This window comes from Pseudoalteromonas distincta, from assembly GCF_000814675.1.
GTDB lineage: Bacteria > Pseudomonadota > Gammaproteobacteria > Enterobacterales > Alteromonadaceae > Pseudoalteromonas > Pseudoalteromonas distincta.
This window is the reverse complement of the sequence record NZ_JWIG01000007.1, coordinates 94,147-108,382: the sequence shown is the minus strand read 5'-3', so window position 1 is coordinate 108,382 and position 14,236 is coordinate 94,147. Positions and strand designations below refer to the sequence as shown.

The window sequence follows — 14,236 nt, the reverse complement described above, 5'->3', positions numbered from 1 at the left end:
AATAGTAAATAAGGCCTCATAACATGAGGCCTTAAAATGTTTCTAATTCACTTTAACCGTTTCAGAATTTATACTTTCATACTGCTCAAGTGTTTTTATTTGATTCACACCCTTTAGTTGCATCATTAATTGCTTTACTAAGATCATGTAAATAAACATCATTGGTAGGCCTGCTACAACGCAGAGTGACTTAATAGTATCTATTCCACCACCGCATAAAAATACGCTAAAACTAATGAGTGCAATTGCACCAGCCCATAGAAGCTTAACTTTATGATCGGGGTCGCCATTTAGCTCTAGTTTATTAGTTGTCAACATAGCGGTGGCAACGCTTGCGCTTGACATAGTCGTTAGCATTAAAAAAAATTGAATAATCAAAAATAATACTAAGCCAATATTACCCGATGGTAGAGTTTGAATTAGTGAAACTACTGCAAACGTTAAACCGCCTTCACTCATCCATTGTTGAACAGGTAAGCCACCAATTAATTGTGCCCATACTGCATAACCACCAAAGATTGATATAAAGAATGCACAACCGAGTGAACCCATCGAGATAGTGTACAAAATAACTTCTTTAATAGTACGTCCACGCGAAATGCGGGTAATAAAAAGCCCCATCATAATTAAATAAGCGTAGTACCAAAACCAATAGTATTGAGTCCACGATTGCGAAAAACCACTTTTTTGAACTGGGTCGGTCCAAAGTGACATTCTAAAAAAGTTATCGAGCATGACACCTATTGAGTCAGTAAAGTTATTTAAAATAAACTGAGAGTCAGCCACAAGTAATACAAACAAGGCAAAGCATATTGCTGCTACAACCGTATAGTCAGACACTTTGCTAATACCTTTTTTAAAACCAACAAGCATTACCGCAACGAGCATTAAAACAAACAATAAAATAATACTGCCTTGGAGTAATAAGCTATTTTTAATTCCTAATAATGCAGAAACGCCAGTACTAAGCAACGATACAGTAAGTGCTAGTGAGCTTGCAAAAGCTGCGAGGGTGCCAAAAATTGCAAGTAAATCGATTGCTTTAGCAATAATAGGATTGTTGCCTACTACCGGTCCGCAAAGCGTTGAAAGTCTTAAAGTACGCTTTTTTTGTACGTAAAACGCGTACGCAAACGGGATTGCCGGAAAGCAGTAAATGGCCCAGCCAGTCACGCCCCAATGAAAAATAGAATAAGTAGCAGACCAAGCTGCTGCTGCGTAGCTATTTGGTTCGGCAAAAAGTGGTGGCGATTGCAAGTAATACATCGGCTCACCAATTCCCCAATATATAAGAGAAGCACCTACACCTGCGGTAAAAATCATACCGCCGTACGAAAAGTTAGAGTGCTCTTTTTTTTCTTCACCTAACCTAATAGATCCGTACTTTGAAAAAGCTAACCAAAATAAAAAACCAACTAAAGCCAAGCTCACAAGCTCTACTAACCAACCAAACCAGCCTGTTACAAAATGCATGGCGTTGCTTGCTAATAATTGTGACTGCTCTGGATATAAAGTTGAGATAACTAATAAGGTAATCACTAATGTAATTGCAGGAATAGCCAGCTCAAAGTTAAGGTTTTTCAATGGCGTTTCTCCATTGTACGAGTGCTTCGATATGGCTTGGATTAATTCCGCAGCAACCACCAATAATATTTGCGCCAAGGCTATGCCATTGTTTTGCAAATTCCAGGTACTCGTCAGGAGATAAATCACGGTAGTCTTGCACTGCTTCATTTGCTTTGTGAGCACTTGAAATAGGAGTAAAGCTGTTAGCAAATGCGCCTAACGATACTTTTTTATTTTGCTTAATTAATACGTTGTTAGTATCACGCAGTGCTTGCTCAATAACTTCAGGGATAGAGCAATTAAAGAAAATACCTGCAATGTTTTGCTGCTCAAGTAGTGCGGTTATGGCATCGGTTACCAGCTCTCCTGAACGCAGCGTTGCCTGCTCAGTTACTTCGTCACTTAGGGTAAATGCGTAATAACATGGCTTAGTTGAGCCTTTAAGTACGCTTGCCATTACTTGCGCTTCTTCAATACTCGATATTGTTTCGCCAAGCCATAAATCTACATGGGGATTTTGCGCATTGTATAAGGTATTTAAAATAGTAAAAGCACGTTCACTTTCAAATAAATCGGGACGGTATGAACCAAATGCAGGGGGTAGTGATCCTGCAACCAGTACGTTTTGCTTTGCATTATTTGCTGCTTTATTAGCAATAAGGGCAGCTTGCTCTGCGAGTAACGCGCCTTGGCTTTCGTAGCGTTCTTCACCTAAATGAAACGGCACACAGGCGTAGCTATTAACCGTAATTATTTCAGCGCCTGCATCTATAAAGCCTTGATGGGCTCGTGCGACAAAGTGTGGGGCTTCTATAAGTGCTTGTGCACTCCAAAGTGGCTGTGAGAACGGTGCGCCAATGCGCTTAAGTTCACGTCCCATGCCGCCATCTAAAATTGTTACCTTTTTCACTTATGGACTTCTATATGTCTAAATGTTATGGCGCTATTCAAACATATTTTTTAAAAAATCATAATGAAACTTCATCAGGTTGGGCATGAAAAAAGCTCAACCTATTAAAAGGGCACAAAAAAAGCGACTATCCAATATGGTGTCGCTTTTTTAGTAGGTATTATTAGCTTACTTATAAAAGGCTTCAACAGTGCCTTTTCTTGTAAGTAAAAGTGGTTGTCCGCGACGATCAAGGCCTTTTGGAGATGCAAACTTTATCCAACCTTCGCTGATGCAGTACTCTTCAACATCAAAACGCTCTTTGCCGTTGAACGTGATACCAATATCGTGTTCAAAAACTTCTTCCACATGATGTGGGCTACGTGGATTAATAGAAAGGCGATCTGGTAAAGCAGGTTTTGCGGTAGTGTCGTTCATGGTCATATTCTATATTGAATGAAGTATGCGCTATTGTAGGCAATACAAAGCTTTCGCTCAAGAGAGATAGTCGTAAATGTGTTTAAAAATGTACTAATTAATGAGTTGTGTATACAAATGAGATTGAGCTTGAAAAATATTTACAGAGGAGGATTTTGAAGATATTTGACTAAAAATTATATAGATAAGTATATTAATGGGCTATTGCTAACCCATTAAATTGTGTAGCAGTTAGATGCTAACAATGTTCTCGGCTTGTGGGCCTTTTTGACCTTGAGTAACAGTAAACTGTACACGTTGGCCTTCAGCTAAAGTTTTAAAACCGTCGCCAGAGATTGCGCTGAAATGTGCGAACACGTCTGCGCCAGATTCTTGCTCGATAAAACCAAAACCTTTTGCTTCGTTAAACCATTTTACTGAACCAGTAGTTGTATTAGACATAATATGTATCCTAAAAAATTAATATAAGTGTGCCTGAAAAGAGGCGATTGAGCCGGAAAAAATAGTTAACTTGAGGATATCGCGTAGGATTATTACTAAAACAACTCGGTACTAACAAATAAAACAAAACTTCTTTCAAACTAGTATTCAAAATGGGTTATTGCTAACCCATTATATTGTGTAGCAATTAGATGCTAACAATGTTCTCGGCTTGTGGGCCTTTTTGACCTTGAGTAACAGTAAACTGTACACGTTGGCCTTCAGCTAAAGTTTTGAAACCGTCGCCAGAGATCGCGCTGAAATGTGCGAACACGTCTGCGCCAGATTCTTGCTCGATAAAACCAAAACCTTTTGCTTCGTTAAACCATTTTACTGAACCAGTAGTTGTATTAGACATAATATGTATCCTAAAAAATTAATATAAGTGTGCCTGAAAAGAGGCGATTGAGCCGGAAAAAATAGTTAACTTGAGGATATCGTGCAGGATTATTACTAAAACAACTCGGTACTAACAAATAAAACAAAACTTCTTTCAAACTAGTATTCAAAATGGGTTATTGCTAACCCATTATATTGTGTAGCAATTAGATGCTAACGATGTTTTCAGCTTGCGGGCCTTTTTGACCTTGAGTAACAGTAAACTGTACACGTTGGCCTTCAGCTAAAGTTTTGAAACCGTCGCCAGAGATTGCGCTGAAATGTGCGAAAACATCAGGACCAGATTCTTGCTCGATGAAACCAAAACCTTTTGCTTCGTTGAAAAATTTAACTGTACCAGTTGTAGTTGTAGACATAATAGTATCCTAAGGATTAATAAAAGTGCGCCTTAAATTAGGCAATTTAACAGGAAGAAAACATACATTTAACTGAGGATAACGCGAAGGATTATTACTAAAACAACGTGGTACTTACAAATAAATAGGGTTTTCTGTCAACCCGATGCGAGGCAGGATAACAGTAAATTAAAGTATATACCAAGCCCTATTGTAAATTTATTTTAGAGTAAGTACTTTATTTGTTTGTTGTTTTTTTAACTAACTAGTTATGATTAAGATGACATTTCATACTTTTAAAATAAAGGTAAGCTTTGTTTAATCAATACGTTAAGCCTGTTTTTGTGCGTAGTTTTAAAGTAGGCAAAACACAGCTTTTAATTGGTTAAAACATGACCTAATTACCTACTAATTTTTTTTGAGATATACCCTAAATAATGTAATTCTTTAGCTCCAAATTACAAATCCAAGTATTAATAACGCAATCCAAAGTGTTTCAGCCACAATTAAAATAATGGGTTTCATACCTACTTCGGTTAGTTTTCCTAAATTAGTTTTCATACCGTTTGTACACAATATTATTACTCTAAGCTTAATAAATAGACCCCTCCTTCCAGTAGGGTACTTAATTATTTCAATAGGAATTTATCTCGAAGATGCGTTATGTAATAAGTGAATCATGCTGCGTTTACAGCAAAGCGGCTGATTAGTGGATGGAAAGCCTGCAGAAAGCCATCAAGGTAAGGCTTCATAGATTCTAATTGGAAGTGCACCACCTAATTCATTATGGTGCCTTTAAAAAATATTTAATGGTTACGCGCTAAGATTGCTAATTAGTAGTTTAAGTACGTTTAACTAGTCGAGCTCAATTTGGTAATGATAGTGATCGCTACGGCATTTACTTAGGCGGTATTCAATACGCTTACCTTCGATTGATTCGGTAATGCGCGATACTAACAGCAGTGGATCGCCTGCTTTTATAGCAAGCATTTTTGCATCATCTATTGTAGCAAGTACGGCTTTAATACTGTCTTGGGTTTTGTGTACCGTTTGGTTAAATTTACTCTGATAGTAATGATATAGTGTGTGCGGTATATCACTACTTTTATGTATATCAGGAAAGTAGCTTTGCGGTAGGTATATAGTTTCGCTCATGCAAAATTCGTTATCGAGAATGCGTCTGCGAACAAGCTTAGTAACCTTGTCTTTTTTATTTAGCTGCAAAGCCTTTATAGCTTCAGCAGGCGCTGCACAAAGCTCAACCGATAGCAGTTCTGCCTTTGGTGAGTTGTCACTTTTACCGTCGGCTTGTAACGGAAAAAACCTGAATAAGGCATCTTGCGAGGTATGCTCTGATACAAACGTACCAACGCCTTGGCGGCGAGTTACTATTTTATTGTCGGTTAATAAATTAAGCGCTTTACGAACAGTACCTTGGCTTACGTTAAATTCTTCAGCAAGGCGAAATTCGCTTGGTAAAGCCTCGCCGGGCAACCAATGCCGTTTAACAATGAGTTGTTTTATACTATCAGCCACTTGTAAGTAGAGTGGTTGAAAATCCAAGCTTGGGCTACTTAATTTGTGATCAAACATAGAGTTACTCATTGTTATTTACCATTAAATTTAATCCACTTGTAGTTATATCATAGGTGAAGCCTTTTACGCATATTTGCGTTTCTTGATTAAACGTGAGCTACCGCAGTAATTTCTTATTGAGGCAAACTGCATATTATGTTTAAAAATCGTCCTTATTCATTTTAATCTCAGGCGGAGTAACCACATTACTTGATGGATTGTTTTTTCACTGGGTTTGCCACTCGTTTTTCAGTGTTATAAATACAATTACTCGATTAAATTTACCCGTAGTACCGGTGATATCACTTACACTAAAGCTGAAATTGACGAATTTAACTCTCCGGCAGAGGTAGTAGTGGTTTCATGTACAGGCGTTCTGGGTTAGATATAGCATTTTCGCCAGATTTTAAATAACTCCCTCGATAATTTCCCTTAAAAGCGCAACGTTTAACACGTTGCGCTTTTTTTGTGACTTATTTTTGTAATAGTTTAGTCACCTTACTTTCATCAAAATTACCTTTATCAGTCACATCTGTTTTCTATAGTGCAGCGGTTGATCTTTTTTGTGTTTACACATTTCAAAAAATAACCACTAAACAATGGGAATTACGGATGAAAATTAAAAAAGTCGCTGCGGCAATCGCGCTAACATTTGCGTTTAGCGCAGTTAGCCATGCTGATGTACTACCGCAAAGCCAAAAAGACAGCAGCTGGTATAGCGCTGCGCAAACTAAACTAACAACAAAAACAGCACAAGCGCAGGCTACACAAGCCACTAAAGCTAAAAACGTCATTTTATTTGTTGGCGATGGCATGGGTATTTCTACACTTACCGCCGCGCGCATTTTACAAGGGCAGCGTAATAATCAATCTGGCGAAGAAGGTTATTTAAGCTTTGAAGAGTTCCCATACTCTGCACAAGTTAAAACGTATAACGTAGATGCCCAAACTCCTGATTCAGCAGGCACGATGACGGCTATTATTTCGGGTGTAAAAACCGATGTGGGCGTTATTGGTGTAGACGAAGATATTGAACGCGGCGTGTGTTCAACAGTGGCAGGTAACGAGCTAATTACCGCGACCGAATTGGCTGAAATTAAAGGGCTATCTACCGGTATTATTTCTACAGCACGTATTACTCATGCAACCCCTGCTGCCACATATGCTAAATCGGCTGACCGTAACTGGGAAGACGTATCAGATATGCCAGAAGATGCAGTAACAGGTGGCTGTGAAGACATTGCATCGCAACTGGTTAACTTTGAAAAAAACCTAGAAGCACGATTTGTAGGGACCGACGTAGACGGTCTTGATTTTGTAATGGGTGGCGGTCGTCGTCACTTTTTACCAAAAGACGAAACAGCTAACTCAACAGATGCAGTAAGTGCTATAGAAGGCGACCGTACTGACGAGCGCAACCTAGTGACTGAGTGGCAAACGCAATACCCAGATGCTACGTACGTGATGGATCAAACAGGCTTTGATGCAATAGCAGACGACGCCACTAAAGTATTTGGTTTATTTAACGAATCGCACATGCAGTACGAAGCTGACCGCGCAAACGATGTAGCGGGCGAGCCTTCACTTACCGATATGACCACTAAAGCAATTGAAGTGCTTGGTAAAAACGATAACGGATTTTTCTTAACGGTTGAGTCGGGTCGAATTGACCACGCGCACCACGCAGGTAATGCATACAACGCGCTTAACGACACCATTGAGTTTGCTAAAGCCGTGCAAGCTGCGGTAGATAACACCAACCCAGAAGAAACCCTGATTTTAGTAACCGCCGATCACAGCCATGTATTTACTATTGCTGGCTACCCTAAGCGTGGTAATCCAATTTTAGGTCAAGTAGTTGCAGTAGGCGAAACAACGCCAAGCTTAGCCGCCGACGATATGCCGTACACCACAGTCGGTTACGCAAATGGCTTAGGTTTTAGAAATTTAGGCGACGAGACTGATGCTGATGCAAGCTACACAAGTGCTGCTGTAGCAGGGCGTGTTGAGCTAAATGGCGTTGATACAACAACCCCAGGTTTTCACCAAGAAGCAACCGTACCAATGGGTTCAGAAACACACGCAGGTGAAGACATATCTTTACATGCTAAAGGTCCTGGTGCTCAGCTAGCACAGGGCGTAATTGAACAAAACGTTGTATTTCATTTAATTAATCAAGCTCTTGAACTAACTCAGCAATAATGGCGGCTAACATGAACAAATTAACGGTACTTTCTTTGGCAGTAATGGTCGCGCTAGCAGGTTGCTCGAGTGACGATAACAAAAATGAAAATAATATTATCGCAGTAGATAACGCTATTGCAGTGGGCTCTGAGCAGTGTATTAATGGTGGTGTAGAGACGCAAGTAGGCGCAGATACCAATAATAACGACGTGCTAGATAGCGACGAAGTTAACTCAACTAATTTAGTGTGTAATGCACCTGCAACGTCGTTAACTACCGAGCAGTTAGCCTCGCTCACTAGCAATACGTGGTTTAGTGAAGCACAAACAAAATTAGGTGCAGCACAAACAGCCAGTAGCAACATTGTTACTGAATCAGGCAAAGCTAAAAACGTAATTTTATTTGTGGGCGATGGTATGGGTATTTCTACCATAACCGCAGCACGTATTTTAGCGGGGCAGTTAGAGGGCGAAATGGGTGAAGATCACCAGTTAAGCTTTGAAACTATGCCTTTTTCGGGCTTTGTAAAAACATACAACGTAGATGCGCAAACGCCAGATTCGGCAGGAACTATGACCGCAATGGCATCGGGTGTTAAAACCGACGCAGGCGTTATTGGTATTGATGAAGCGGTTGAACGTGGTAATTGTGCATCAGGCAAAGGGCACGAACTTGTTACCTCGTTAGAGCTTGCTGAAATTGCAGGCAAAGCAACAGGGATTATTTCGACAGCGCGTATTACTCACGCAACACCAGCTGCAACGTATGCTAAATCGGCAGAGCGTAATTGGGAAGATATCTCCGATATGCCAGAAAGTGCTGCAACGTGTGAAGACATTGCATCGCAACTAGTTAACTTTGAAGCCAACCTAGAAGCACGCTTTAGTGGTGTTGATGTAGACGGTATTGACGTAGTAATGGGCGGCGGTCGTCGTCACTTTTTACCAAAAGATGCCGCGTTTAATTCAGCCGATGCAGTAAGTGCTGTTGAAGGGGATCGTACAGATAACCGCGACTTAACCGCAGAGTGGAAAACGCAATATCCAAATGGCACGTACGTAATGGATCAAACCGGTTTTGATGCAATAAGTGACGACGCCACTAAAGTGTTTGGCTTATTTAACGAGTCCCACATGCAGTACGAAGCTGACCGTGCAAACGATGTAGCAGGCGAGCCTTCGCTTTCACAAATGACCGAAAAAGCAATAAACGTACTTGATAACAACGAGCAAGGTTTTTTCTTAACGGTTGAGTCGGGTCGAATTGACCACGCGCATCATGCGGGTAACGCTTATAACGCGTTAAACGACACTATTGAGCTTGCTAAAGCCGTTAAAGTGGCAATGGAAAACACCAACCCAGAAGAAACATTAATAGTTGTAACTGCCGATCACAGCCATGTATTTACCATTGCCGGTTACCCTAAACGCGGTAACCCAATTTTAGGTAAAGTGGTTGCAGTAGGCGCTACTGAGCCAAGCTTAGCTGCCGACGATATGCCTTATACAACGGTTGGTTACACCAATGGTGGTGGTTTTAGAAACCTAGGCAGCGAGACCGATGCCGATGCAGGTTACGCGTTTGCACCTGTTACAGGGCGTGTTGATTTAACTGATGTTGATACAACAACACCTGGTTTTCATCAAGAAGCACTGGTACCAATGGGCTCAGAAACACATGCCGGTGAAGACGTAGGCGTTTATGCAATGGGGCCAGGTGCACACTTGGTAACAGGCACAAACGAGCAAAGCTTTTTATTCCATGTAATGGACTTTGCCGCTGACTTTGTAAAAACAGCAGACGAAAAACTAGCGCAATAAATACCGGCTAGTTATAAATTTAGTTAAATATATCTAAATAAAAAACCCCGCATACTGTGCGGGGTTTTTGTCATTAAACTGACATTTATAATCGTTATGTTATTGCCATAAACTTGAAATATAAATAAGAGATAGCTAAATGAAAAAAGCGTTATTAATAATTGCCACGCTTGTAAGTACAAGTAGCTTTGCCTCGCAATGTGACATTGATGCCAAGCATTTAAAAGCGGATTATAAAATTACCAACAGCCATAAAGCGCAGCAAAGTAGCGAGTCACTTACCCTTTGGCGAAACAATCAGCAAGTAGCACATCAAAGTGAAGTAATAACCGAGCTTTGGCAGCATTTAGCCAATAATCAAATACGACCAATACGTTACTTTAACGCCCAGCAACGCGGCATAGAATATCAACCATCTGAAGTACGCGGCGTACAAAACTGGAGTGCTAAAAGTCAGCTGGTGGATAACCACCTAATCGAAAAAATGACCCTAGTAAGCACACAAGGCAAAGGCTGCGATGAAGTAAAAAACTATACACTGAGCGAAAATGGCAACGACTTTAACCTCGCCTTTTACACGCATTCAAAATTAGTTAAAACATTTAGTATTAGTAATAAAAAAAGCCAAACAAGTACATTGCTAAGCCTTAATAATGTAAGCACTGATGTGCCATTAATTAGTGCTCAATTTGCACAGTGGGATCGCTTTCAAACCACCGATTACGCCGACATTGGCGATAACGAAGGTGACCCGTTTTTAGCTAAAATGATAAACCTTGGTTTTATTGAGCACAGCGCAACAGGTTTTTATAATCAGCAGGGCGAGGCTATTCAAGGCGGGCACCACCACTAGGTTTTTAAATGTTGTAGTTCATAGCTAAAAATGACAGGCCGCTATGAGCTACAAGCCAATTTTCAAAAATAGATTAATTTAAGCTATTCCCACCCCAGTAATATAACAAACACTTTCCTATTTTTATAAAACCTACACCATCAGCCGCATAATATTTATAGTTGGTAATAATTTACACTATTTGATATTAATAGAAGTTCACACGATAGGGACATTTTTGTGAAAATAATAAAAGTGCCCTTCAGTAGAGCTGTTAGTATTACTAAGGAAAATCATGAGCGTATCTGAAATTTTAGGTTTACTATTTGGTTTCGTCGGAACAGGAATCGCTATTTATCAGACAGCAGTAATAAATGAAGGTAAAAAAAGGAAGCACGAACTGCAGTATTTGTTAGCTGGCATAAATGCTGCGGCTAATCAAAAGCAAGTTGCGTGGCAAAATCAGATATCACTTCTTCATCCAAAAACTCCTGAGCAATATGAAGCCGCACAAGTCTATGTAAGGGCAAGAGATGATGTAATGGAAATAGCTACATTAAGCTCCGCACTTGAGGGCACTATTGATACCGGTAATTCAGCAATAGTCGCAATGATGGATAAATACAAAACAATTACAGAGAAAAATAATGAAATAATGTCAAATCAACCTAGCCCTCTAAAAGTGCCAGAACCATCATCTGAGCAATAGTTGGTTATTTAACCAACTATTTTTCACTCTAAACGGAGAGCTGAGGTTGTCTGCTAACTGCACAAACACGATGACTCAATACTACTCCAAATGAGCATCATCAGGCTTTTTAGGTTTACTCGCTACTTCTGTTAAGCCGTCTTCGCAGTCGCCGCTATCGCAGGTATTTAAATCGCTTTGTGCTTGTTTATCTTGTTGCAGCACTTGTTTTAAATCTTCCATACGTTGGCGCACGGCTACGCCGTAGCTGGCGTCGTCTCCCCATAATGCAGCAAGTTGCAGTACTGCAGCGCGGTCGTGGTCTCTAAATAGCTTACCGGCGCGCTCTGCATCTTGCTTAGTGTTACCTAGTAACTCGAGTGCTTCTACGGCAAGGTTAATAGCTGAGTCGACTGTTTCGCGGTTAAACGCATCTACTTTTAAATTAAGTAACTGATACGCATGGCGGCGGTCGATTGCGCGAGCAACTATTTTAAGTTGCGGGTAGTTTTTATGCGCTAGTTTAATTATCTCAATGGTTTTATCGGGGTTATCAATTGCAATTACCAGCATTTGCGCTGTGTGCGCGCCTGCGGCTTCAAGGAGTTCTTGGCGTGCGGCATCGCCATAAAATACAGTATTGCCAAAACGGCGTAGTAATTCTATTTGGCTAGGGCTGTGATCAAGTACGGTAATTTCGTAGCCTTGCGCGTGCAGTAAACGCCCCATAATTTGACCAAAACGTCCGTAGCCCGCAATAATTACGTGCTTAGCGGTGCTAATTTGCTCTGGCTTATCAAACTCAGGTAAAGCACTGCTGCTGCGTTTTTGTATTTGCTCATAAACCATAAGTAATAACGGCGCTATTAGCATTGATACCGCCACAACTAAGGTAACAAGGCTGGTTTGCTCGGGCGTTAAAATACTTAAGGTGGTGGTAACGCTTAAAAGTACAAACGCAAATTCACCCCCTTGGGCAAGGGCTAGGGCAAATAATAACTGCTGTTTACTGTTAATTTTAAAGGTAACGGCAAGGGCAAATAAAATGCAGGCTTTAACTACAATAAGTAAAACCACTAAGCCAATAACGGTACTAAACTCGTTAAATAGCAGTTCAAAGTTAATTGATGCGCCAACAGTTATAAAAAACAATCCTAACAGTAAGCCTTTAAAGGGTTCAATATCGGCTTCTAATTCGTGTCTAAATTCACTCTCGGCAAGTACAACGCCGGCTAAAAATGTGCCCAAAGCAGGCGATAAACCAATACTTTGCATAACTAGCGCAATAGCGACCACTAAAAACAGTGCAAAAATAGTAAATATTTCACGCATGTGTGTTTGGGCAATGTATCTAAATAACGGCGCCGATACATATTTACCACCGGCAATAATAGCGGCAATAACCGCAACCGATACACATACTTGTTGCCATACAGGCCAGCTTGCAATAATCGAATCGCTGATTTCTTTTGTGCTAGTTTGCGGGGCAAATGCAAGCAGTGGCAATAGGGCTAAAATAGGAATAATTGCGATGTCTTGAAACAGCAATACCGAAAAAGCGTTTTGTCCGGCTTCTTGCTTTAGCCAGCCTTTTTCTTCAAGGCTTTGCAGTACAATAGCGGTAGAGGAGAGCGCGAGCATTAAACCAATGGCGAGTGCGGTTTGCCAATGCATGGCAAAAAACCAATAACAAAATGCAAAAATAGCTGCTGCCGATAGCACAACCTGTAAGCCGCCAAGCCCTAAAATAGAGTGGCGTAATGTCCATAAACGCGAAGGTTGTAGTTCAAGGCCCACTAAAAACAGCATCATTACTACGCCAAATTCAGCGAAGTGCATTACATCGGTTTGATCGCCTACAACACCCAACGCATAAGGGCCAATGAGTATTCCGGCAATTAAATAACCTAACACAGAGCCAAGTCCGACTCGTTTTGCAATAGGGACAGCTACAATGGCTGCTGCTAAGTAAATTAAAGCAATTTCTAACACGCGTTTATCCTAAGTCATTCTATTTATGCTCAAGGTATTTGAGCATAAATAGAATGACTTAGGTTCTTATAAAATACAATAATTCATGTGGCTGAAAATACGTTATTTTTAGCTCATACTGTTAGTCAGCTACTTTTACTGAACCGCTAATATTATCGATACTTACATCGCCCGAGCCCGACTCAGTAATGCTCAGCCCCTTTGCATGATTAACGCGAATATCACCCGAACCATCTTCAATTGATACGTTTGAGCCAATATGCTCAATGATCATGTCGCCAGAGTTATCATCAACATTAACAGTACCGCTTATATGGCTTATCACTAAATCACCCGATCCATCTTCAACGTTTAGCGAACCGTTTATGTTGCTCACGTGCATTTCGCCAGAACCATCGTCAATAGTTGCATTGCCGCTTACGTTGTTTATATGAATACTGCCAGAGCCGTCGGTTAATTCTAAATTACCTGTGATGTTTTCAAAGTTTACTTCACCTGATCCATCGTCAACAGTTAGGTTTTTAGCACCGCTTATCGTTAAATTCCCCGAGCCGTCTTTTACATCAATATTGCTTTGCATAGCACTTATAAAAATATCGCCAGAGCCATCATCAATATCTAAATTTAGATTACTTGGCACAGTAACCACTAAATTAATACTTGGAGATTGACCACTGTAAAAGCTAATGCCATTACGGCTTTTATTTTGGGCAACAAGCTTTGCCTGTTTACCGTTTTGATCTAGCGTTAGCTCGTATTCGTCTTCAATGTCGGCTGTGTAAATAGTGGCATCAACACTGATGCTGGTGGCCGTTTTTGAGCCTTTTATTTCAAGGCTACCTGCGCCGCTGAACACATTTAAATATTCAAGATTATTGCTTGGCAGTGATAGCTGTTGAGTTTGCTTTACTGAGGCAACGCTTGGCGATATATGAAATACACAGCCACTTAATAATAAAATTCCGCCAATAAGTGAAAGTGGTTTTGTAATGCTAGATACAGTTGATGAGCTCATGTTTAGTCCTTTGGTATTTATTG

13 protein-coding genes and 1 pseudogene are annotated in these 14,236 nt (G+C 40.4%); 4 read left to right on the top strand and 10 right to left on the bottom strand.

Annotated features, from left to right (window positions below; genetic code table 11):
* Positions 1–42 precede the first annotated feature (42 nt).
* The 8 genes and pseudogenes from QT16_RS05770 to QT16_RS05740 form a co-directional block, all read right to left on the bottom strand.
* A complete protein-coding gene (locus tag QT16_RS05770) occupies positions 43–1,584 on the bottom strand; it encodes a BCCT family transporter (protein WP_039486986.1) in 1,542 nt (513 codons plus the stop codon).
* The gene (locus QT16_RS05765) at positions 1,571–2,476 is read right to left on the bottom strand and encodes a homocysteine S-methyltransferase family protein (protein WP_039486984.1); all 906 of its coding nucleotides are present in this window, start codon (positions 2,474–2,476) and stop codon (positions 1,571–1,573) included. The genes QT16_RS05770 and QT16_RS05765 overlap by 14 nt, the downstream gene beginning before the upstream one ends.
* A 168-nt stretch (positions 2,477–2,644) precedes the next feature.
* Entirely contained in the window at positions 2,645–2,893 is a 249-nt protein-coding gene (locus QT16_RS05760) for a DUF3297 family protein (protein WP_002963088.1), read from the bottom strand.
* A 231-nt stretch (positions 2,894–3,124) separates the two neighbouring features.
* Positions 3,125–3,334 carry a cold-shock protein gene (locus QT16_RS05755; RefSeq protein ID WP_007580429.1) on the bottom strand — a complete coding sequence of 70 codons (210 nt, stop codon included), beginning with the start codon at positions 3,332–3,334 and terminating at the stop codon, positions 3,125–3,127.
* A gap of 187 nt (positions 3,335–3,521) precedes the next feature.
* Positions 3,522–3,731 carry a cold-shock protein gene (locus tag QT16_RS05750; protein ID WP_007580429.1) on the bottom strand — a complete coding sequence of 70 codons (210 nt, stop codon included), beginning with the start codon at positions 3,729–3,731 and terminating at the stop codon, positions 3,522–3,524.
* A 187-nt stretch (positions 3,732–3,918) separates the two neighbouring features.
* Entirely contained in the window at positions 3,919–4,128 is a 210-nt protein-coding gene (locus tag QT16_RS05745) for a cold-shock protein (protein WP_024595869.1), read from the bottom strand.
* Between the two features lie 426 nt (positions 4,129–4,554).
* Positions 4,555–4,671: pseudogene (locus QT16_RS20760) on the bottom strand (putative sulfate exporter family transporter); the annotation flags it as partial.
* Positions 4,672–4,962: 291 nt separating this feature from the next.
* Positions 4,963–5,712, bottom strand: a complete 750-nt coding sequence (locus tag QT16_RS05740) for a GntR family transcriptional regulator (RefSeq protein WP_039486978.1) — start codon at positions 5,710–5,712, stop codon at positions 4,963–4,965.
* A 582-nt stretch (positions 5,713–6,294) separates the two neighbouring features.
* Here QT16_RS05740 and QT16_RS05735 point away from each other — a divergent pair.
* From QT16_RS05735 to QT16_RS05720, 4 genes are all read left to right on the top strand, one after another.
* On the top strand, positions 6,295–7,884 hold the full coding sequence (locus QT16_RS05735) for an alkaline phosphatase (protein ID WP_039486975.1): 1,590 nt from the start codon (positions 6,295–6,297) through the stop codon (positions 7,882–7,884).
* A gap of 11 nt (positions 7,885–7,895) precedes the next feature.
* Positions 7,896–9,686 (top strand): alkaline phosphatase, encoded by a 1,791-nt coding sequence (locus QT16_RS05730; protein WP_039487035.1) that lies wholly within the window; start codon positions 7,896–7,898, stop codon positions 9,684–9,686.
* A gap of 139 nt (positions 9,687–9,825) precedes the next feature.
* On the top strand, positions 9,826–10,539 hold the full coding sequence (locus tag QT16_RS05725; protein ID WP_039486973.1) for a hypothetical protein: 714 nt from the start codon (positions 9,826–9,828) through the stop codon (positions 10,537–10,539).
* A 274-nt stretch (positions 10,540–10,813) separates the two neighbouring features.
* A complete protein-coding gene (locus QT16_RS05720) occupies positions 10,814–11,227 on the top strand; it encodes a hypothetical protein (RefSeq protein WP_039486971.1) in 414 nt (137 codons plus the stop codon).
* A gap of 81 nt (positions 11,228–11,308) precedes the next feature.
* Here the strand turns inward: QT16_RS05720 and QT16_RS05715 are convergent, their stop codons facing one another.
* Together QT16_RS05715 and QT16_RS05710 are read right to left on the bottom strand one after the other, a co-directional pair.
* Entirely contained in the window at positions 11,309–13,198 is a 1,890-nt protein-coding gene (locus QT16_RS05715; protein WP_010554522.1) for a monovalent cation:proton antiporter-2 (CPA2) family protein, read from the bottom strand.
* Positions 13,199–13,319: 121 nt separating this feature from the next.
* Complete coding sequence (locus QT16_RS05710; RefSeq protein WP_039486967.1) at positions 13,320–14,213, bottom strand: DUF4097 family beta strand repeat-containing protein; 894 nt, start codon at positions 14,211–14,213, stop codon at positions 13,320–13,322.
* Positions 14,214–14,236: the final 23 nt, after the last annotated feature.